This is a genomic window from Micromonospora sp. DT48 (assembly GCF_049844495.1).
In the GTDB taxonomy this organism is placed as follows: domain Bacteria; phylum Actinomycetota; class Actinomycetes; order Mycobacteriales; family Micromonosporaceae; genus Micromonospora.
In genome coordinates this window covers 43,792-64,657 of record NZ_JBNCLE010000013.1, presented here as the reverse complement: position 1 = coordinate 64,657, position 20,866 = coordinate 43,792, and the positions used below count along the sequence as shown (strand labels likewise).

The window sequence follows — 20,866 nt, the reverse complement described above, 5'->3', positions numbered from 1 at the left end:
GTACGCGGAGCCTGCCGCCCGGTGGCGGGACAGACATCCGCCATTTGACGCACCCGCGCACGACTGCCTCTTCGGGTAGCCGCGGCTTCCCGGGTGCCCGCCCGTCGGGTCATGGTCGCCGTTCTGCCGCCGACCCAGACTTCTCTCTACGGATCACCGTCCTGTTCGAGGGAGTCTGTCATGCCGTCGTACCTGTCACCCGGGGTGTACGTAGAGGAGGTGCCGAGCGGCTCACGCCCGATCGAGGGGGTGGGTACCGCGGTGGCCGCCTTCGTGGGCTTCGCCGCCCGGGGGCCGTCACACACCCCGACCCTGGTGACCAACTGGAGCCAGTTCGTCCAGACGTTCGGCGAGATGGTCGAGGACGCCTACCTGGCGCAGGCGGTGTACGGCTACTTCGCCAACGGCGGTGGAGCCTGCTACGTCGTCCGGGTCGGCGCCGCGCAGAGCCCGGCCGGCGGGGACGCGGCCGGTCGGGCGGTTGCCGGGCCGCCGGTGCCACTCGGCACCTTCACCGTCGCCGCGCTGCCCGCCGCCGGTGACGTCGGTGAGATCACCGTGGAGGTGGCCGATGTCGAGGGCGACAGCGTGCCGGAGGACCGGTTCCGGCTGGTGGTCCGGCACAACGGTGTCCAGCGGGAGACGTTCGAGGTCTCCGCGAAGCGGAACACCAAGGCGTACGTCGTCAACCAGGTGCGGGAGCGGTCCAAGCTGATCGCGATCGAGGAGGCGGCACCGGCGAACGCGCTGGCCCGACCGGCGAAGCAGTCGGTGAACGTACCGCTGGCACCGGCCGACGACGCCGGCCTGCCCGCCCGGGTCTCCGCCGACGACTACGTCGGCGACGCCGACGCCCGTACCGGTTTCGGCGGCCTGGAGGCGATCGACGAGATCACCATGGTCGCGGTGCCCGACCTGATGAGCGCGTACCAGCAGGGGCGGATCGGTCTCGACGACGTCAAGGCGGTCCAACTGGCGGTCATCTCGCACTGCGAACAGATGGGCGACCGAATGGCGCTGCTCGACCCGCCGCCGGAGCTGACCGCCCGGCAGGTGCTCTCCTGGCGGCAGGACGAGGCGGGTTACGACTCCCGGTTCGCCGCCCTCTACTACCCCTGGATCAAGGTGTTCGACCCGGCGACCGGGCTGCACCGGTTCATGCCGCCGAGCGGGCACGTCGCGGGGCTGTGGTCGCGCACCGACGCCGAACGCGGGGTCCACAAGGCACCGGCGAACGACGTGCTGCGCGGCGTCATCGAGGTGCAGAACACCGTGACGAAGGGCGAACAGGACCTGCTCAACCCGGCGGGGGTGAACTGCATCCGCGCCTTCCCCGGCCGGGGCATCCGGGTCTGGGGCGCCCGGACGCTCTCCTCGGACCCCGCCTGGCGCTACGTCAACGTCCGTCGGCTGTTCAACTACCTGGAGGAGTCGATCCTGCTCGGCACCCAGTGGGCGGTCTTCGAACCGAACGACGAACGGTTGTGGGGCACCATCCGGCGCAACATCGCCGCGTTCCTCACCGAGCAGTGGCGCGGCGGGGCACTGTTCGGCAGCACCGCCGCCGAGGCCTTCTACGTCAAGTGCGACCGGGAGACCAATCCGCCGGAGTCGATCGACCAGGGCCGGGTGGTCTGCGAGGTCGGGGTCAGCCCGGTGAAGCCGGCCGAGTTCGTCGTCTTCCGGCTGTCCCAGTACTCCGACAGCACCAGCCTCGTCTCGGAATGACCCGCCGACGATCCGCAGTGGACGTCGAGGTGGCGACGACAACGAAAGGACGGTAGCCAGCGATGGCGGACACCGGCGACACCTTCGTGACCCACCGGTTCCAGGTGGAACTGGGCAAGACCCGCGTCGAGTCGGTGCAGGAGGTCAGCGGCCTCACCGTGGAACTCGACGCGATCGAGGTCACCCAGGTCACCCCGACCGGGGAGTACATCCTGCGCAAGATCCCCGGGGCGCGCAAAGGCGGCGAGGTGACCATCACCCGCGGCCTGGACAAGAGCAGCGCGTTCACCGAGTGGATCAAGGACACCTACGAGAAGGGTGCGATCAACGCGGCCCGGCAGAACATCAGCGTCATCGTCGTGAACTCGGAGAACACCGAACAGCGTCGGTGGGATCTCAGCAACGCCTGGGTGAGCAGGTGGGAGGGCCCGAGCCTGAAGGCCGGTGACACCTCCCCGGCCACCGAGAAGATCACGATCGTCTTCGAGGAGATCAAGAGTTCCTGACGTCCGCAGCGGCTGGTGACGCCGTTGCTCCAGCACACCTGACCCGTGGAAGGGGGAAGCGGTGTCGCGCCGGTCGGCGCGGCACCGCGAGACCGATGAGGCGACGTACGGTTTCGCACACCGCCCTGGACGAGCTGCCGGAGAGCCCGGAGCCGGCCGTCGGGGCCGCACCGGCCGGTCGGGGCGTCCCGTCCGGGCCGCCGAGGCTGCAGACCGAGTTCTCCTTCGAACTTCCCCGGGGGTACGTCGACGAGACGGGCACCCTGCACCGGGACGGCAGCATGCGGCTGGCCACCGCCCGCGACGAACTCGCGCCGCTGATCGACCTGCGGGTCAAGGACAACCCCGCCTACCTGTCGGTGGTGCTGCTCAGCATGGTCATCACCCGGCTCGGCACGATCACCGACGTACGGGTCGAGCAGGTGGAGCGGCTCTTCGCCTCGGACCTGGCGTTCCTCCAGGACTTCTACCGACGGATCAACGCGGAGGGACACAGCCGCGCGTCGGTCACCTGCCCGCACTGCGATACGGCCTTCGAGGTGGATCTCGCCGGTGGTCGCCTGGGGGAATCGTGACGTACGCGGCCGACCGACTCTACGAGGAGGTCGCGTACGTCGCCTACCACTTCCACTGGTCCCAGGACGAGATCCTCGACCTGCGCCACGACGAACGGCGGCGCTACGTAGCGGAGATCGCCGCCATCAACACCCGCGTCAACGAGGGCCGGTGATCGGCGATGGGCGTACGCGACCTGCTCCGACGGTGGCGTGGTGCGGACAGGTCGGCCGGTGCGGCTCCTGGTCCGGCAGACGAGCCGCGTCGACCGAGCGCCGAGCCGGGCTGGCGACGGGTGCCGCCGATGACGCCGCTGCTCGCCGGAGCCGACGTGTCGATCAGCGACCCGCTCGGGTTCCCGAGCCGACTGGCCACCCGGCAGGACCCCGCCCTCCGGCGACCGTTGGGGCATCTGGTCAGCCCCGACGCGCCCGGCGGCACGGCGTACGACCTGCTCCGGCCGGTCTCCCCGCCGCAGGCGGCACCGACCCGGCGCGACCTGCCGGTGCAACGCCGCGCCGTCCCGTCGACCGACCCGGACTCGGCGGCCTTCCCGCCTGGACCGTCCGGCACCGACACCGTGACACCGACCGGAGCCGCAACCGCAGGCGGACCGCCGACCGGAGGCGAACGGGCAACCGGGAGCGAATCAGCGAGCGCAACCGGACCGGCGAGCGGAGGTGGACCGGCGAGTAGCGGCAGGTCGGCGCCCCGGGGTGGGCCGTCCGTCGCCAGCCGCGCCACGCCGACGGCGGCCGGTGGCGCGCCCCGAGCGGTACGCCCCTCCCCCGCCCGTCGCGCCGGTACCCCGCTGACTCTCGCCCGGGTCGCCGTACCGCCGCGCCGACTGCCCGCCCGGCCGCCCGCGCCCACCGCCACCCGGATGCCGGTCCCTACCATCCAGACCAGCCCGGTCGCCGGTGCCCGCGGTGCCGAGAAGGCTCCCGCCTCCCCCGCCGCCGCGCCGACGGCCGAACCCGCCACGGCCGTCCCCTCCCTGGTCACCCCACCCCCGGCCGGGCCGACCCAGCACGGTCCGACGCCCGGCGCCGACCCAGCACCCCCGGTCAGACCAGCGGCACCGGCGCGGCGACGCGCCGCTGCCCCGCCACGGCTCGGTCTCGGCGAGCCCATCGTGATGCCCGCCCCCGAACCGGAAGCCCCGGCGGCGGTCCCGTCCGGACATCGGCCGACCACCAAACCTCCGCCGCCCCGGACCGCACCGGCGGGGCCCGCCGCCGGGCTGCCCGGCACCGGCGGCGAGACCCGGGCGGTGGTGCAACGCTCCACGTCGGCCCAGCACCGGGTCTCGTCGCCCACCGGCACCCCGGCATCGCACGCATCGGCACCCGGTGACACCGCACCCACGCGTACGCCGGCCCACCCACGGACGCCGGGCGTCGCACCGGTGGACAGGCCCCCTTCCGGCGCACCGGCGAAGCCGGACGGCCCGTCGCCGCACCGCCCCGCCGTGCGGCCCGGTCTCGGGGCACCACTCGATCCGGACGTCCCGCCGCGTACGGTGGCCCGGCCCCGGCCGACTGCCACCCCTGGCCCCGCCCCGACCCCGGCCCCGGCCCCTGCCCCGACCCCGGCCGCTGCCCCGACGATCCAACGGCACCCGGCCACCGATCCGTCGCCCCGCTCCGGCGGCATCGCCGACCGACCCGGCCCACCGGCGGATGCACCCAGCGGCACGGCCGCGACCCGCCGGGACGGCACCGCCAACCGCACCGGCGGCACGGCCGCGACTCACCCGGGCGGCACCACCACCCACACCGGGGGCACGGTCACCGACTCCACCCGGTCCAGCGCTACGGACCCGGCAACCCGTCCGGTGCAACGCGCCGTCGCACCGCACACCGGCACCGCGCCACCGGAGATGCCGGTCGCTCGACCACAACCTCCCGTACCGCCGCCGTCGGCGACGGTGCCACCACGGCCGACGGCGGCCGAGCCGGACCCGACACGAACGGACCGGGCCGCCCGAACGCCGGACGCCACCGCGACCGAACCAGCCAAACGACCGGGCCGGGTGCCGCTGCTCGGCGAGCGACCCGTGACCCCGATCCTGCAACGGGTCAGCACCGCGACGACGGCACCGACCCCCCGGGCGACGGGACCACAGCACGCCGTCCCTGGAGCGACGGCGGCCGACGGCCGCGCGGCGACGGTGCCGATCCGCTGGATCCGGCCGCCCGGCGGCGAATCCTCGCCGCCGACCACCACGACGAACCCGACCCTGGCCAACGCCAACGAGGTGTCCAGTATGACCAGACCCCCAGCAGCTGCCCCCGGCCCGTCGAACCGGCCGACCCCTCACCGCCGGGCCCAGCCACACCCCCGGCAGGTCTCCGGAGCGATCCAGCCGGCACCGGCCACCACCGGACCGGTGTCCGCCGTCAAGTCGGTGTCCGCCGCTGGGCCGTTGCCCGCCGCCAGGCCGGCGTCCACCGTCGCCAGGCCGGTATCCGCCGTCACCGGGCCCGTATCCGCCGTCGCCGGGATGGTGTCGGCGCCCCCGGCGGCGGGACTACCGCAACCGGCGGTACGGGTGCACCCGCCAATGGCCAGCGCCACCCAGACCGCCGCCACGCACCACGTCCGGCCGGCCACCCCCGAGCGGGCCGGACTGCCGGTCCAGCGCGCCTCGACCGGCAAACCCGGCACCACCACGACGGTGCCACCGACGAACCCAGGGCCCGCCCGCCAGGTGCAGCGGTCGTCGGTCGGCGCGACGACCACCACCCGCAGCGCCGGCGCCGCCTCGACCTCCGGCGGTGCGGACCGCCCCACCGGCCCGGAGCACCGGTCCGGACGCGAGGACCGGGCCAGTGCGGAACAGTTCCACCACCTCGACCGCCGCGCCCTGGACGAACTCGCGCACCGCCTGGTCGAACCGATCTCCCGGCTGCTGCGCGCCGAGCTGCGGACCGGGCGCGAACGCAGCGGCCGATGGCTGGACGGTCGGCGATGACCGGCCCCGACCCCGGCACCAGCGTCCACTTCCGACTTCAGGTCGACGGAATCAACCTCGGTGACTGGAACTCGTGTGACGGACTCGGCTGCGAGGTCGAGGTGGAGCAACACCAGGAGGGCGGCAGCAACGGCTTCGTCTGGCAGCTGCCGTCGCGAGTGCGCTACACCAACGTCACGCTGACCCGGCCGCTGATCCCGGACACGGCGAAGGTGGCCCGGCTGCTCACCGCGCTTCCGCAGGGCATCAAGCGGGGCACCGCCCAGATCGCGGCGCTGCGGCCCGACCGGGCCGTCCTCGTGCAGTGGGGCCTCGCCGACGTCGTACTCGTCCGCTGGACCGGCCCGTCCTTCGACCCCACCCAGTCGCAGGTGGCGACGGAGAGCATCGAACTGGCGTACCACGGTTTCCTGGAGGTGGGTTGAGTGTCCAGGCCGACCGGCAAGGTCTCCGCGTTCCTCCAGCGCTACCACCCGCCGCCGAACGGCGGAAACCGCCCCGGCGGTCCACTCGGCGGCCCGATCGAGTTCATGTTCAACCCGAGCCAGCTCACGCTGACCAAGTCGGCCTCCTGGATCCCCCACGTGGTACGCGGCGCGGAACAGGTCGGGATCGCGGAGTTCAGCGGGTCGGAGCCGCGCACCCTCGCGCTGACCGTGTTCCTCGACGTGACCGACACGCACAGCCGCACCGTGCAGCAGCGGGTCGAGACGTTGTTGACCTGCTGCACTCCCACGACGACCAGCATCGCGGCCGACGCGCCGTCACCACCGTGGGTGAAGTTCACCTGGGGCCAGTTCCAGACCGTCTCGTTCTACTCCTACGTCAGCCAGGTCACCGCCACGTACACGCTGTTCGACAGCTCCGGCACCCCGCTGCGGGCGACCTGCGAGCTGAACCTGACCGAGGTCGGCGGCACCAAACCCCGGCAGAACCCCACCTCCGGCGGGCACCGCACCCGACGGGTCCACCGGGTGGTCGACGGCGACTCGCTGCCGCTGCTGGCCCACCGGGAGTACGGCGACCCGACCGTGTGGCGGGCCATCGCCGAGGTCAACGACATCGACGACCCGACCCGGCTGCCACCCGGCACCGAACTGCTGCTGCCCGCCCCCGACGAGTTCCCGACCGAGGCGTACCCGGGCCCCGCGACGTCCGACCGGGTCGGCTCCCCAGGCGACCGGAGGTAGCCGGATGTCCACGGGAAACCTCACCAACCTGCTCAAGGTCGGCGTACCGGCGACACTCCCCGACCCGTGGCCGGACGAGCTGGTGTACGGCTGCGTGGAGGACGGCACCGAACACCCGGCGGTGGCCACCCTGCGCTACCGCGACCCTGGCGCGCTGATGCTGGAGAAGACCGGGATCACGATCGGCCGGACGCTGACCGTGGCGGTACGCGCCGGTGACCGCAACGGCGAGACGAGGCTGTTCACCGGAGAGGTGGTCACCGTCGAGTCGGAGTTCGACGGCACCGGCACCTACACCATCATCCGGGCGATGGACCTGTCGCACCGGATGCGGCGCGGACGGCGGGTCGTCAGCTACCGCAACCAGACCGCCGCCGACATCGCCCGCCGACTCGCCACCGAGGCGGGCCTGCCGCTGGGCCGGTTGGACCCCACCACCGTGGTCTACGAGATGGTGTCGCAACCCAACGTCAGCGACTGGGAGTTCCTCCGGATGCTCGCCGCCGACAACGACGTCGAACTGGCGATGGTCGACGGCAAGTTCGAGTTCCGCCGCCCCGTCCACGCCGCCGCCGCGCCCGGCCCGCAGGCGAGCGCCGAACGGGACGACTTCGTGGCCGAGGTGGACGGGAACGTCCTCTCCATGCGCGCCACGGTCACCTCGGTCGGCCAGGTCACCGACGTGGAGGTACGGGGCTGGGACCGCCGTACCTGCCAACCAGTGGTGGGCCGCACCCCGGTACGCGACAGCCCCGAGGTGCAGCTTCCGGGGGTGACCGCCGGCGAGCTGGCCGCCGGGTTCGGCAAGTCCACGATGCTGGTCGCCGACGTGCCGTACGAGACCCAGGCCGAGGTCGACACGGTGTCGCGGGCCCTGGCCGCCCAGGTGGCGGTCGGCTTCGCCGAACTCGAGGTGGCGGTGCGGGGCAACCCCCGGCTGCGGGCCGGTGTGCCGTTCGCGCTCACCGGGGTAGGGCGACCGTTCGCCGGGAAGTACACCGTGACCGCCAGCCGTCACGTGTTCGGCCCGGCCCGCTTCTACGAGACCTGGCTGACCGTCAGCGGCGGCCAGGACCGCTCGCTGACCGGGCTGGCCGCCGGTGCCCCGGCCCCGGCCCGGTCGGCCCGGATGCCGGGGCTGGCCATCGGTGTGGTCACCAACGTCAAGGCCGGGCTGGACCGCGAGCACCCGGAACGGCTGGACCGGGCCTGGGTCAAACTCCGGTTCCCGTGGCTGGACCTCGACTACGAGACCGACTGGGTCCGCACGGTGCAGGTGGGCAGCGGCCAGGGCGGCGGCGTCGTCTGCCCGGAGGCCGGCGACGAGGTGCTGGTCGGGTTCGAGCAGGGCCTGCTGGACCGGCCGTACGTGATCGGCGGCCTGTACAACGGCGTCGCCAAGCCGTCGGAGCACGACGGCCCGCTGGTCGACCCGACGAGCGGTTCGGTGAACCGGCTGTCGTTCGCCTCCCGCCAACGTCGGACCGGTCGCGGCAGCACCGGCAACTGGGTCGAGTTGCTCGACGGGCCCACCACCAGCGCCACCCAGGGGGTACGGCTGCGTACCGAGAAGGGTGCCGAGAAGTTGCTGCTGCACCTCGACCGCGCCGGCACCTCGGTGCTGGTCCGCAGCGACGGAAGCGTGGTGATCGAGGCGAAGACCGAGGTCACCGTCCAGGGGGCCGACGGTGTCTCGGTCGAGTCACGCGGGCCCGTCTCGGTCACGGGCAGGGGCGTTTCCGTGGACGCCGGACTCGGCGAGCTGAACCTCACCGGCGCCAGCGTGGCGATCTCCGGCAAGGTCGTCCGGATCAACTGAGCAGGAAGGACAGAGGCAATGCCACCAGCAGCCCGGATCGGGGACAGGGTCGGTCACGGCGCGCCCACCGGCACCGTCGGCCCGCCGGGCGTCGTCCCGGCGACACCCGGCGGTGGTCCGACGCTCGGCGTCGGCAGCGTGCTCATCGGTGGCCGACCGGCCGCCGTCGTCGGCACCGTCTGCACCTGCCCGGTCCCACCGGCGCACCTGGCGCTCGGGCCGGGGAACGTCGTGCTGCCCGGCCCGCCACCACCGTCGGGGCAGGTGCTGATCGGTGGTTTCCCCGCCGCCCGGGTGGGTGACCGGACGACCTGCTCGGCGACGATCCTCACCGGGGCCGTCAACGTCCTCATCGGGGGCTGACCCCGATGGCGGAGCAGTTCATCGGCGCGGGCTGGGCGTTCCCGCTGCGGGTCGACGCCCGTGGCGGCATCGCCCTGGTCAGCCGGGAGCGCGAGATCGTCGAGGCGATCCGGCTGATCCTCGGAACCGCACCCGGCGAACGGCCGATGCGCCCCGAGTTCGGCTGTGCGGTGCACGACTACGTCTTCGCACCGGCGGACGAGAACACCGCTGGGCAGATCGCCTTCGAGGTGCGGGCCGCGCTGGACCGCTGGGAGCCCCGCATCGAGGTCACCGACGTGCTCGTGGGCTTCGACGCGGAAGCCGAGGGCACCCTCTACATCGACATCCGCTACCTCATCCGGGGCACCAACGATCCCCGCAACCTGGTGTTCCCGTTCTACGTGATCCCGTCGCACGACGGCCCCGAAGCGGAGATCGACTGATGGCCCTACCCGCGCCCAACCTCGACGACCGCCGCTTCCAGCAGCTCGTCGACGACGCCAAACGCTTCATCCAGCAACGCTGCCCGGAGTGGACCGACCACAACGTCTCCGACCCGGGGGTCACCCTGATCGAGGCGTTCGCCCAGATGACCGACGAGCTGCTGTACCGGCTGAACCGGGTGCCGGAGAAGAACTACCTCGCCTTTCTCGACCTGATCGGCGTCCGGCTCTACCCGCCGACCGCCGCCCGGGTCGACCTCACCTTCTGGCTCGCCGCTCCGCAGCCCGAGACGGTACTGCTGCGCGCCGGCACCGAAGCCGGCACCGTCCGTACCGAAACCGAGGAGGCCATCGTCTTCGGCACCGTCAGCGACCTGGCGATCGTGCCGTGCGAACTGACTCACCTGCGGGTCCACCCCGCCGACGGCCCGGGAGCCGACCGCACCGACCAGCTGCTCAACGGCCGGGACGTGCCCTGTTTCACCACCCCGCCCACGGTCGGCGACGCCCTGCTGCTCGGCCTGGACACGGCGGTGCCGTCCTGTGCGGTGGTGCTGCGGCTGGAGAGCCGGGTGGAGGGCATCGGCGTCGACCCACGGCAGCCGCCGCTGCGCTGGGAGGCGTGGGACGGCGCCGACTGGGTCGCGTGCGAGGTCGACAGCGACTCCACCGGCGGACTCAACCGACCCGGCGACGTCGTGCTGCACGTACCGTCCGGACACACCGACTCGGTCATCGGCGGTCAGCGGGCGGGCTGGCTGCGGTGCCGGCTGGTGGCCGCGGAAGCGGGCCAACCGTTCTACTCCGCGTCACCGACGATCCGGGCCGCCTCCGCCTTCACCCTCGGCGGCACGGTCACCGCCGTGCACGCCGAGACGGTGACCGAGGAGTTCCTCGGCGAGTCCGAGGGGGTGTCCGGCCAACGCTTCCGGGTGGCCCGACCACCGGTGATCCCCGACGACGAGCCGTTCGTGGTCGAGGTCTCCGACGGCACCGGCTGGCAGGAGTGGACCGAAGTGGACGCGTTCGGTGCCACCGGCCCGGACGACCGGTGTGTGACGGTGGACCGCAGCACCGGCGAGGTGGCGTTCGGGCCCGCGGTCCGCGAGCCTGACGGTTCGCTGCGCCGGTACGGCGCGGTGCCGCCGAACGGTGCCCGGATGCGGGTACGCCGGTACCGCACCGGAGGCGGGCGACGCGGCAACGTGGCCCGAGGAGCGATCTCCACCCTGCGCAGCTCGGTGCCGTACGTCAGCCGGGTGGAGAACCGGGAGGCCGCCGCCGGCGGGGTGGACGGCGAGTCGGTGCAGAGCGCCCGGCAGCGCGGCCCGGTGCAGTTGCGGGCCCAGGACCGGGCGGTGACCGCCCGCGACTACGAACTCATCGCCGGGCAGGCGGTGCCGGCGGCGGCCCGGATCCGGTGCCTGGCCGCCGGAGACGGCGCCGAGGCGGGCGGCGTACGCGTCCTCGTCGTGCCCGAGGCGGTCGCGGACAGCGGCGAACGGCTCCGCTTCGAGCAGCTGATCCCACCCGACGACATGCTCGCCACCGTCGCCGAGCACCTGGACGCCCGCCGACCCATCGGGGTACGGCTGGTCGTGGAACCGCCCTTCTACCAGGGGGTCACCGTGGCCGCCCGGCTGACCGCCCGGCCCGGCGCATCCGCCGAGCGGCTGCGTACCGCCGCCCTCGAGGCGCTGTACGGCTACCTCAACCCGCTGCGCGGCGGCCCGGACGGGTCGGGTTGGCCGTTCGGCCGACCGGTGCAGTCCGGGGAACTCTTCGGGGTGCTCCAGCGGTTGACCGGCGTCGCGTTGGTCGAGGAGGTGCTGCTGTTTCCCGCCGACCCGATCACCGGGCAACGCGGCGCGGCGGCATCACGGGTCGAACTGGACCGGCATGCGCTGGTCTTCTCCTACGAGCACCAGGTCCGGGTCGAGGAACGCTGACGCGGACGGAGAAGGGAGCGTCTGATGCGTGGCGCGTTGGCGGGCCTCGGCACACCACAGCCGTTCGGTCGGCGGCTACCGGCGATCTACGGCACGGACGAGTTGACCGGCCGGCTGCTCGCCGCGTTCGACGAGGTGTTGGCCCCGGTGCACGCGACGCTGGACAACCTCGCCGCCTACCTGGATCCGCGGCTGGCGCCGGCCGACTTCGTCGACTGGCTCGCCAGCTGGGTGGCGGCCGAGACCGCGCCGGGCTGGACGCTGGAGCAGCGTCGCACGGCGGTCGCCAACGCGGTGGCGCTGCACCGGATGCGCGGCACCGCACGGGGCCTCGCCGAGCAGGTGCGGACGGTCTTCGGGGTGTGGCCGGAGATCACCGAAAGCGGCGGAGCCGCCTGGTCGTCGACGCCGGGCGGAGCACTTCCCGGCTCGGCGGTGCCCGCCCTGACGGTGACGGTGCGGGTTCCCGATGCCGGGCTGATTCCGACGGCGCGGTTACGAGAACTGGTGGAGGCGAACCGGCCGGCGCACGTGCCCTGCGTGCTTCGGGTGGTCGTCGAGGGTGACGAGAAGCCGGAGGGCGACGACGATGCAGCGCTGTGAGCGGTGTGCCCCGGCCGAGCCGGGCGGTGCCTTCTGCGCGGTCTGCGGGTCGTTCCTCGGCTGGGAACAGCCCGGGGACGACGCCGCCGCACCGGTCCGCTCCGTCGAGCCCGCAGCGGCGACCCCGGTCCACTCCGAGTCACCGCCGCCGACGGAACCCGCGATGGACGTACCGGCGGCCGGACGGGACCCGGTGCCCGTCGACGCGCCGGAGGCGACGATCAGCGCGGTCCAGCCGGCCCGCCCACGGGAGCGCCGACCCCTGGTACGGCAGCAGCCCCTCGGGTCGCAGGACGGCTCCGGTGATGTCGTCTGCCCGTCCTGTGCGACCGGCAACCCGCCGCAGCGGCGATTCTGCCGACGGTGTGGCACGGCGCTCGGCAGCGCGGCAGCACCCCCGGTCCGGCTCTCCTGGTGGCGTCGGTTCTGCCGCTTCCTGCTGCGGGCGGCACGCTGGCTGTTCCGGCCCCGGCCGGGCGGGTGGGGCCTGCTCCGCCGCGTCGGTGCCGTGCTGCTCGCCGCCGCCCTGCTCGCCGGTCTCGGCTACGGCGCGGTGCGGCTCGGCAGCCGGGCCAGCGACGCGATTCGGGACCGGCTCGCCGATCCACAGCCGGTGAGCCCGGTGTCGGTGAGCGCGTCGAGTCACGCGGCCGACCACCCACCCGAACTCGTCGCGGACGGGATCAGCAACAGTCACTGGGCTCCCGCCACGGGCGGCGCGGGACGCGACGAGTACGTCGAACTCACCTTCGCCGACCCGTTCCGGCTACTCGACCTGATCATCCATCCGGGGGTGTCGGCGCAACGTGACGAGTTCCTCCGGCAGGCCCGGCCGGCGGAACTGGAACTGACCGCCTGGACCAGTCGGGGTTCGGAGAGCACGACGCTGCGGCTCACCGACCAGGCCGGTCCGCAGACCTTCCACTGGGTCGTCGAGGACGTGGTGCGGCTACGGCTGACCGTCCGGAACAGCTACGGCAACGCGCCCGGCCGCCGTACGGCGATCGGCGAGGTGGAGGTCTTCCGGCGTCCCTGAGCGCGCGTGTGAGGGGCCGCGCCTCCTCACCCACGCGCTGAGCGCGCTCACGCCGCCCGCGCCGGACCGGGCACCCCGAGCGTCCGCAACACCTGGTCGTACGCGCTACAGACGCGTGCTGCCGCCGCCACGTCACCGGAACGCTGATGCGCCTCGGCCAGCACCCGCCAGGCGTCGTCCCGGAATCCGTCGATCTCCAGTCCGCGCCGAGCCGCCATGACCGCCGCGGCGGGTCGCTCCGCCTCCAGTTCGAGCGCGGCCAACGTCGCCGCCGACTCGGCGGCCAGCGTGCGATAGCGGTCGCGCTCGGCGACGATCCACTCGGCTGGTCCCTCCTCCGGCAACAGGTCACCGGTGTACTGGGCGAGGGCTTCCCGAAGGGCGGCAACCGCAGCGCCGCGCTGCCCCGTACCGGCGGTGCGACGCCAGGCGGTGATCGCCTCGTCGAACGAACGCACATCGCAGTACGCGGTGGGCGGCAGCGCCAGCAGGTACGACTCGCCGTCGCGCCGCACCAACCGGGACGCACCGCGCCGCACACCCGGTTCCAGGAAGGCCCGCAGCGTCGAGATACCGACGTGCAGGTTACGGATGCCGGAGCGGACCGGCAGTTCGGGCCAGAGCGCCGCCAGGATCACTTCCCGGTGCACCGGCCGACCGCCGTGGACGGCCAGGAAGCGCAGCAGGGCGCGGACCCGTGGCCGTACGTTCGTCCAGTCCAACCGTCGCCCCGGGATGTGCAGCTGGAACCCGCCGAAGCAGCGCACCGTGAACGGCTGACCGACGTACGCCGCCTCCGGTCCCGTCGGCCCGGACGCCCGTACCCGGATCGGCTCGTGGTTGGCTTGGGTCATCACCTGAACTCCTCCGTCCCCCCATGGACGACATCCTGCGGAACATGGTGGACCCGCCGGTCCTGACGGACATCGGTCAGTTGACGCGGAAGATCCGATTCCGGGCCCCGGATCTCCTACCGACGGTCACCACCACCGCCCCGGGCTGCACGACCTGCCCCCGGAATCCGGCCTGCTGCGGCCCTTCACCGCCCGTACGCCCCGGGCAGGACGCGTGGTCGAGACGCCTTCGCCGACTCCGCTACGTCACCTGGCCGATGTCCACCGCGCCGCGCGATTCCGCCACCCGGTCGGTGAGGGTCAGGATCCCGCGCCGGACACCGCCTCGCGGCGCAACGCCTCACGGGCGATCTCCACCCGACTCCGTACGCCGAGCTTGCCGAGCACGTGCGAGATATGGGTCTGCACGGTACGGCGGGAGAGGTACATCTCCCGGGCGATGTCCGGTGTCGAGCGACCCTGCGCCACCAGCGCGGCCACCCGGGTCTCCGTCGGGGTGAGGGCCTCCCAGCCGACCTGTGCCCGAGTGGGTCGGGGGCCACGGACGCCGCGACGGACGCCGTGACGCCGCAGCCGTCCCTCGGCGCGACGGATGTCCCACACCGCGCCGAGGGCGTCGTACCGGTCGACCGCCTCGCCGAGAAGCGCCCTCGCCTCGGTCTGCTCGCCGGCCAGGGCGAGCACCGCCGCCAGGTCTTCGAGGGTGCCGGTCAGCTCGACCGGCGCGCCGACCGACCGGTAGTACCCGACCGCCTCGTGCAGCGGCGCCGGGTCGCCGTCGAGCAGGCCCTGACACCGGCGTGCCGCGGCGGTGGCCCGACCTTCCCGGGACTCCGCCGCCGCCTCGGCCTGGCAGGCACGCTGGGCCGCTCGGGCCGCCGACTGGTCGTCCACCGCCAGGGCGAGTCGCACCAGTTCCGGTGCCCACTGGTGGAGCAGGGTCATCTCGCCGGATCGGCGGTCGAGGACCTCCGACAGCAGTGCCAACGCCCGCGCCGGCTCGCCCTCCTGCTCGGCGGCCAGCGCCCGGGCGGCAAACAGGAAGTCACGGTTCTCCCGGTCGGCGACGGTCCGGACCGGAAGCGCCAGACCGGCCCGAAGGTGGTCGGTCATGGTGCCGCTGTCGCAACGGTGCGCGGCGATCAGGGCGGCGACGCCGTGCCGGAGCAGCGCCGGTCCCCGTTCCCGGAGCCCGGAGTACGTCAGGCCGGTGGTGTCCCGGTCGACGGCCGCCAACTCGGCCAGGGCGTCGTCCCAGCGACCGAGCCAGTACAGCAACACGGCGGCGGTGAGCGCCGAGGTGCCCTGGCCCGTCCCGCCGGCTCGTTGGCCCAGCTCACGCGCCCGGCGCAGGGTCGCCTCCGCCTCCGGCCACCGGTCCAGGTTCTGCAGGGTGAAGATCCGGCCGTCGAAGGCGAAGGCCCGCAGGTCGCTGTGCTCCGGCGCGTCGCCCAGCACGGTCAAGGCCCGATCGACGTACCCGAGGGCGGCGTCGTGGTCGCGTCGCACCGAGTGGGTCAACCACAGGTCGGTCAACGCGTACGCGATGGCGAAGGCGTCCCCGGCCTCCTCCCCTACCCGCAGCGCCTGACGCGCGGTGCTGTCGGCGGCCTCCAGGTCACCGGTGCTGGCCCGCTCGAACATCGACAGTGAGGCCAGCAGGCAGGCCCGCCACACCGCTGGCACGTCGGGGCTGCCGAGGGCGCCGCGCACGACCTCCACGGCTTCCTCGTTACGACCCTGGCTGAACAGGGCACGGGCCCGGATCGAGGACATCTCGGCCCGATGCTCGGGGCGGGTGGCCAGGGCGAGCGCCTGCCGGGCCCGGTCGGCGGCCTCCGGGTGCCGACCCGCGCCGAGCAGCACCCGGGCCAGTTCGACGGTCAGCACGGCCCGGTCGGCCCGGTCGGGGTGACTCGCTTCCAGTTCGCGTTGCAGCAGCTCGATCGCGATGTCCGGGGCCCGGGTGGTCAGCGCCGGTGCCGCCTCGACCACCCAGCTGCGGCTCCACTCGTCACCGGGGCGACCGGCCGCCAGCAACTGCTGCGCCACCCGCAGTGGTTCGGCACCGGCGGCAGCCAGCGTCTTCGCCGCCTCGCAGTGCAACGCCGCGCGCAGCGCCGCCGGGACGCTGTCGTAGAGAGCCTGGCGGATCAGCGGGTGCCGGAAGGCGAGCTGGTCGCCGACGCCGACGACGAGACCGGCCGCGACCGCGTCCTGAAGACCCTCGGCCAGGTCGGAGGCCGTCTGGCGCAGCAACGCGGCCAGGTCGGCCACGGCGAACTCACCGCCGAGCAGGGACGCGGTCCGCAGCATCTGGGCGGTGGGGGCCGACACCACGCTGAGCCGGTCACTGAGGGCAGCCGCGAAGGAGGCGGGAACCCGGTCGAACGCGTCGTCGGAGATATCCCCGCCGGTCAGCGCCGCGCCGACCGCCTGCTCCCGGGTCACCGCGTCGAGCAGCTCCCGCAGGTACAGCGGGTTGCCCATGGCACGCCCGAGGAGACGGACGAGGGTGGGCCCGGGCGGCACCCCGAGCGTTCCGGCCACCACCGTACGCACGTCCTCCGCGCTGAGCGCGCCGAGCGGAAGCAGGACGCCACCGCGACGCAGAGTGGCCGCCCGCAACGTCTGTACGTCCTGGCGGGCGGGTACCGGACGGGTGGCGCTGACCAGCAGCAGCGGAAGTTCGTCGACGGCCAGGGCGAGGCGGTGCCACAGCATCAGCGATGCCTCGTCGGCCCATTGCAGGTCGTCGAGAATCAACACCGTGGGCGCCTCGGTGCACAATTCGTCGACCAGCGACACGAGCATCTCGGTGGCGGTGTAGGTGATGTCGTCCCCGGCGAACAGCCCCGGTCGCCGGTCCCGTAGGAATTCGGCGACTCGCGCCCGACGGGGGTCGGGAGAACGCGCCCGCACCTGGAGACAGTCCAGCATCACCCGCAGCGGAAAACGGTGGGACAGCTGATCCGCGGTGCCCCACAACACCTTGTGCGGCCCGTCCCTGCCCTCGTCGAGCGCGGCGGCGACGAGCGACGACTTGCCGATGCCGGCCTCGCCCTCCACCCAGACCACCGCGCCACGGCCCTGGCCGGTGGCTTCGACGGCCCTACGCAGCACGGACAGTTCCTTCTCCCGCCCGGCCAGAACAGGTGGCAGCTCAACGGGAAACATGCTGACGGCACAGAAGCGGAATGGCAGGACGGGCGACATTCACCGGTGCATATTAGCCGACGCATCGTGGCGGCCCGGAAGCCCCCGCATCACGAAATGTTTTCCTCTTCTTTGCGGAGCCCACGTGAGCAAATCCCACCGGCGATAGACGACGTAGGAGGTTGTCGACACCACCATTGTGGTAATCGCGAATGTAGCCGTGTGCGCGCGGCACGGCAGCGCGACGACCGGCCGTCGGTGTGCGGACGGCCGGTCGCGGCGGCGGCCTACGGTTTACGGGCGAGCAGTCCGACGAACGTGTGGTAGGTGTCCGTCTGCTTCGGCTCGTCCGCGCCCGGATCCGGACGCCACTCGGGCAGTGGCACCAGCCCCGGCTCCACCAACGTCAGCCCGTCGGCGAAGGAGAGGATCTCCTCGTCGGTACGCCAGCGGCCGGTGCCCAGCGACTCGTTGAAGACCCGCTCGACCTCACGGGCCTTACGGGAGCCCTCCGGATCCCGCTCCCCCGGATCACGGAAGTGCGAGATCGCCACGTAACTGCCCGACGGCAGCGCGTCGATCAGCTTCGCCGCCACCGTGCCCGGCTCCTCGTCGTCGCCGAGGTGGTGCAGGATCGCGAAGAGCAACAGACCGATCGGCCGGTCGAAGTCGAGGAACTGGCGGACGTCCGGGTCGTCGAGGATCTCCTGCGGTCGCCGGATGTCGGCCTGGATCACCGTCGCGGTGCCCTCGGCGGAGAGCAGCGCCCGCCCGTGCGCCAGCACGATCGGATCGTTGTCCACATACACCACCCGGGCGTTCGGGTTGTGCTCGGCGGCGACCTCGTGCACGTTGCCCTGGGTGGGCAGCCCTGACCCGATGTCAAGGAACTGGTCGATGCCGGACTCGGTGACGAGGTGGCGGATCACCCGGCGCAGGAAGGCGCGGTTCGCCTGGCCGGCGGCCGGCCCGTCCGGGGTGATCCGGATGGCGTGCTCGGCGACCTTCCGGTCGGCCTCGAAGTTGTCCTTACCGCCCAGGAAGTAGTCGTAGACCCGGGCCACGCTGGGAATGGTGGGGTCGATTCCGGGGGGTGCGGCCTTGTCGCGGGTCAATGGCATCTCCATCCGATTTCGATCGCGCACCGGGCTGGGTGGGTAGTCCCGAACCTGCCCGTGAGTGTAGCGATCGGACGGTCTAGATTGTGGACCCGTTGGTAGCGCTCCCGGCGGAGCGCCCCTGGCGACGAAGGAAGCACGACAGCAGGCGCCGGAACTCGTGCGGATGTTCGACCGCCGGCACGTGCCCGCACCTGCCGAACACGTGCAGCCGGACGTCGGCCAGATGCTCGATCAACGGCTGGACAGCCGTCCCCAGTGGAGTGAGCAGGTCCTCGGCGCCGTGCACGAGCAGCACGGGCGCGCGAATCGCCGCCAGCGTCTGCGCCGAGAGGGCGAGCCCGGCGGCCCATCGCGCCCTGGGCGGCGGAAACAGCGAGGCGTACGCGGTCGCTCCCGCCCGCATCGCGGCGGCACGGGCCTCGACGGCCGCGTCGGTCACCAGCGTCTGGTCGAAGACGAGGCGACTCAGCATGTCCCGTGCCCCGTGCAGGTCGGGCGGGGCGGCCCAGACCGCGTCGAGTGCGGCGGACAGCGGCGCCCCGGGAGCACCCATCGTCGAGACCGCCACGACCTCGGTGACCTGGTGGGGACGCGCGGCCGCCAACGCCAACGCCACGGCACCGCCCATGGAGTGACCCACCACCGCGTAGGAGTCGACACCGAGGGCGTCCATCAGGCCAGCGGCCTGCTCAGACCAGAGCCGGAGCCCGCCCCGGGAGCCCGCCGGGATCGGCGTACGGCCGAAACCGGCTTGGTCAGGAGCCACCAGCCGCCAGGAGGTGCCCAGTGCCCGCGCCGTCGTCGCCCAGGCTCCGGACCCGGTCGTGCCGGGCCCGGAGCCGTGCAGCATCAGCACCGCAGGCCCGGTGCCGCACTCGAAGACGTGGACGGGGGAACCGTCGACGGTGATGGTCCGGTGTGTGGTCACCGGGCCAGGGGTGCTCACGCGGGTTTGACGGACTTCGTGAAGAGATCCATCATCGCCCGGCCGAACTGCGGCATGTCCGGCCAGCCCCGGCAGGAGACGAGGTTGCCGTCCACCACGTCGGGCGCGTCGATGACCGTCGCGCCCGCGTTCTCCATGTCACCGGTGATCGGCGGGAAGCACGCGGTCTTCCGACCCTTCAGCAGCCCGTACACCGCCGGCACCTGAGCGCCGTGGCAGACCAGGGCGACGGGGAGGTTACGCGCGAAGAAGTGCTCGGTGATGCGCCGGACGTCGGGGTCGACCCGGATCCATTCGGGAGCACGCCCGCCGGGGATGATGAGGGCGTCGTAGCGCTCGACGTCGACCTCGGCCCAGGTCACGTCGACCGGCAACTTCCGGCCGTTCTTCTCCACGTAGGCGTCGGAGTTGGGGTCGAACTCGTGGATGACCAGTTGCACGTCACGCGTCGTCCGTGACGAGACGTCGACCTCCCAGCCGCCCTCCTGCACGCGGTAGTAGGGATACATGGTGTCGAGTTCCTCGGCGGCGTCGCCGGTCAGGAGCAGCGCTCTGGGCACCTGCTTCTCCTCGCATTGGGGGACGGGTGAAGTAGATCAAAAATCCAATACGATCCGATTGGGGTTAGCATTCCTCGACCCGGCCCGCCCGTCAACCCTCCCCCGCCACCGCGTCCGCGTCCGTGACCTCGAACAACCGTCGGAAACGCTCACCGGAGCGCAGGATGTGCCGACGCATCGCGTAGGCGGCGGCGTCGGGGTCACGTGCGGCGATGGCGGCCACGATCTCCTCGTGCTCGGCCATGGCCTGGTGGGTGACCTGGGCGTCGTGGTGCAGCCGGAAGAGGTGCACGTGGCTGTGCAGGCGCGCGAGCGCCTCCCGGATGACCTGGTTCTCCGCGCTACAGGCCACCAGATCGTGGAAGGCGGCGTCGCGCAGCCCGAACGCGCCGTAGGCCGCAGGCCCGCTGCCTCCTTCCAGTTCCGCCATCTCCTCCAACATCCCGCGCAGCCCGGCCACCTGCTCCGGAGAGGCCCGTTCGGCCGATCTGCGCGCCGCCGCCGGTTCGAGGAGCAGGCGGACCTCCAGCATGTCCTCGAACCGGTGGCGGGTGATCTGGGGTGGGATTCGGTAGCCGGCGTGGGGCACGCGTACGACCAGGCCCTCGGCCTCCATCCGGTTGAGCGCGTCCCGGATCGGCGTCTGCGACACCCCCAGCTCCCGCGCCAGGACGTCGATCGTGACGCGGGAGCCGGGCTCGATCCGCAGCGACATCAGCTGTCCGAGCAGCGTGTCGTACACCTCGTCGGCGAGCCGGCCGCCGGATCGCCCCGACGCCGTTGCGCCCGTCACGGCCCGACGGCCCCGCACGATCTTTCCTTCGTCGCCCATCGTGACGTGAGGTCCCTTCTTGCGCCTTCGCGTACCTGTTGACATCAGTCACAACTCTGCGACATGCTGACGCCCCAACCGGATCGTATAGGAAATGTAGCGGTGGCTCGCCGTCCTGCAACGTCGCGGAGCCGGCCCGCGATCGCTTTCCTTCGATCGCCTGGAGCTCCCACGAGCGTGCGGCGACGCCCTGCTCGGTCCGGCCCCGGGCCACAGACAGGCCGACGGACTTCGACGACAAGATCC

Annotated in this window: 19 protein-coding genes; 13 read left to right on the top strand and 6 right to left on the bottom strand. The window is 72.6% G+C overall.

What is annotated here, in order from left to right; all coding sequences use genetic code 11:
• The first annotated feature begins 180 nt into the window (after positions 1–180).
• From ACLQ2S_RS17380 to ACLQ2S_RS17320, 13 genes are all read left to right on the top strand, one after another.
• Positions 181–1,728, top strand: coding sequence for a phage tail sheath family protein (locus ACLQ2S_RS17380; protein ID WP_425702043.1), 1,548 nt, complete (start codon positions 181–183; stop codon positions 1,726–1,728).
• A 62-nt stretch (positions 1,729–1,790) separates the two neighbouring features.
• On the top strand, positions 1,791–2,234 hold the full coding sequence (locus tag ACLQ2S_RS17375) for a phage tail protein (protein WP_155218860.1): 444 nt from the start codon (positions 1,791–1,793) through the stop codon (positions 2,232–2,234).
• 95 nt (positions 2,235–2,329) lie between these two features.
• The gene (locus ACLQ2S_RS17370) at positions 2,330–2,809 is read left to right on the top strand and encodes a hypothetical protein (RefSeq protein WP_155218858.1); all 480 of its coding nucleotides are present in this window, start codon (positions 2,330–2,332) and stop codon (positions 2,807–2,809) included.
• On the top strand, positions 2,806–2,964 hold the full coding sequence (locus ACLQ2S_RS17365; RefSeq protein ID WP_230462654.1) for a DUF6760 family protein: 159 nt from the start codon (positions 2,806–2,808) through the stop codon (positions 2,962–2,964). The genes ACLQ2S_RS17370 and ACLQ2S_RS17365 overlap by 4 nt, the downstream gene beginning before the upstream one ends.
• Positions 2,965–2,970: 6 nt before the next feature.
• Entirely contained in the window at positions 2,971–5,766 is a 2,796-nt protein-coding gene (locus ACLQ2S_RS17360) for a hypothetical protein (RefSeq protein WP_425702042.1), read from the top strand.
• Positions 5,745–6,191, top strand: coding sequence for a phage tail protein (locus ACLQ2S_RS17355; protein ID WP_230462653.1), 447 nt, complete (start codon positions 5,745–5,747; stop codon positions 6,189–6,191). The genes ACLQ2S_RS17360 and ACLQ2S_RS17355 overlap by 22 nt, the downstream gene beginning before the upstream one ends.
• The gene (locus tag ACLQ2S_RS17350; RefSeq protein WP_309223378.1) at positions 6,192–6,956 is read left to right on the top strand and encodes a LysM peptidoglycan-binding domain-containing protein; all 765 of its coding nucleotides are present in this window, start codon (positions 6,192–6,194) and stop codon (positions 6,954–6,956) included.
• A 4-nt stretch (positions 6,957–6,960) separates the two neighbouring features.
• Positions 6,961–8,775: a VgrG-related protein gene (locus tag ACLQ2S_RS17345; protein WP_155218854.1), complete on the top strand. Its 1,815-nt coding sequence runs from the start codon at positions 6,961–6,963 to the stop codon at positions 8,773–8,775.
• Between the two features lie 18 nt (positions 8,776–8,793).
• On the top strand, positions 8,794–9,138 hold the full coding sequence (locus ACLQ2S_RS17340; RefSeq protein WP_155218853.1) for a PAAR domain-containing protein: 345 nt from the start codon (positions 8,794–8,796) through the stop codon (positions 9,136–9,138).
• Between the two features lie 5 nt (positions 9,139–9,143).
• Positions 9,144–9,563, top strand: a complete 420-nt coding sequence (locus tag ACLQ2S_RS17335; RefSeq protein WP_155218851.1) for a GPW/gp25 family protein — start codon at positions 9,144–9,146, stop codon at positions 9,561–9,563.
• Positions 9,563–11,512: a putative baseplate assembly protein gene (locus tag ACLQ2S_RS17330; protein WP_155218849.1), complete on the top strand. Its 1,950-nt coding sequence runs from the start codon at positions 9,563–9,565 to the stop codon at positions 11,510–11,512. The genes ACLQ2S_RS17335 and ACLQ2S_RS17330 overlap by 1 nt, the downstream gene beginning before the upstream one ends.
• 24 nt (positions 11,513–11,536) lie before the next feature.
• Positions 11,537–12,115 carry a phage tail protein gene (locus tag ACLQ2S_RS17325; protein WP_155218847.1) on the top strand — a complete coding sequence of 193 codons (579 nt, stop codon included), beginning with the start codon at positions 11,537–11,539 and terminating at the stop codon, positions 12,113–12,115.
• Positions 12,102–13,151 (top strand): zinc ribbon domain-containing protein, encoded by a 1,050-nt coding sequence (locus ACLQ2S_RS17320; RefSeq protein ID WP_155218845.1) that lies wholly within the window; start codon positions 12,102–12,104, stop codon positions 13,149–13,151. Before ACLQ2S_RS17325 ends, ACLQ2S_RS17320 begins: the two co-directional genes overlap by 14 nt.
• Positions 13,152–13,198: 47 nt before the next feature.
• Here the strand turns inward: ACLQ2S_RS17320 and ACLQ2S_RS17315 are convergent, their stop codons facing one another.
• The 6 genes from ACLQ2S_RS17315 to ACLQ2S_RS17290 form a co-directional block, all read right to left on the bottom strand.
• Positions 13,199–14,005, bottom strand: a complete 807-nt coding sequence (locus tag ACLQ2S_RS17315; protein ID WP_425702041.1) for an AfsR/SARP family transcriptional regulator — start codon at positions 14,003–14,005, stop codon at positions 13,199–13,201.
• A 300-nt stretch (positions 14,006–14,305) separates the two neighbouring features.
• Positions 14,306–17,182 (bottom strand): ATP-binding protein, encoded by a 2,877-nt coding sequence (locus ACLQ2S_RS17310; protein ID WP_425702040.1) that lies wholly within the window; start codon positions 17,180–17,182, stop codon positions 14,306–14,308.
• A 266-nt stretch (positions 17,183–17,448) separates the two neighbouring features.
• Positions 17,449–18,288: an SAM-dependent methyltransferase gene (locus tag ACLQ2S_RS17305; protein ID WP_230462652.1), complete on the bottom strand. Its 840-nt coding sequence runs from the start codon at positions 18,286–18,288 to the stop codon at positions 17,449–17,451.
• A gap of 70 nt (positions 18,289–18,358) precedes the next feature.
• Positions 18,359–19,210 (bottom strand): alpha/beta fold hydrolase, encoded by an 852-nt coding sequence (locus ACLQ2S_RS17300; protein ID WP_309223377.1) that lies wholly within the window; start codon positions 19,208–19,210, stop codon positions 18,359–18,361.
• A 14-nt stretch (positions 19,211–19,224) separates the two neighbouring features.
• Positions 19,225–19,788 carry a DJ-1/PfpI family protein gene (locus tag ACLQ2S_RS17295; protein ID WP_309223376.1) on the bottom strand — a complete coding sequence of 188 codons (564 nt, stop codon included), beginning with the start codon at positions 19,786–19,788 and terminating at the stop codon, positions 19,225–19,227.
• A gap of 91 nt (positions 19,789–19,879) precedes the next feature.
• Entirely contained in the window at positions 19,880–20,620 is a 741-nt protein-coding gene (locus ACLQ2S_RS17290; RefSeq protein WP_155218838.1) for a GntR family transcriptional regulator, read from the bottom strand.
• Between the last annotated feature and the right edge of the window lie 246 nt (positions 20,621–20,866).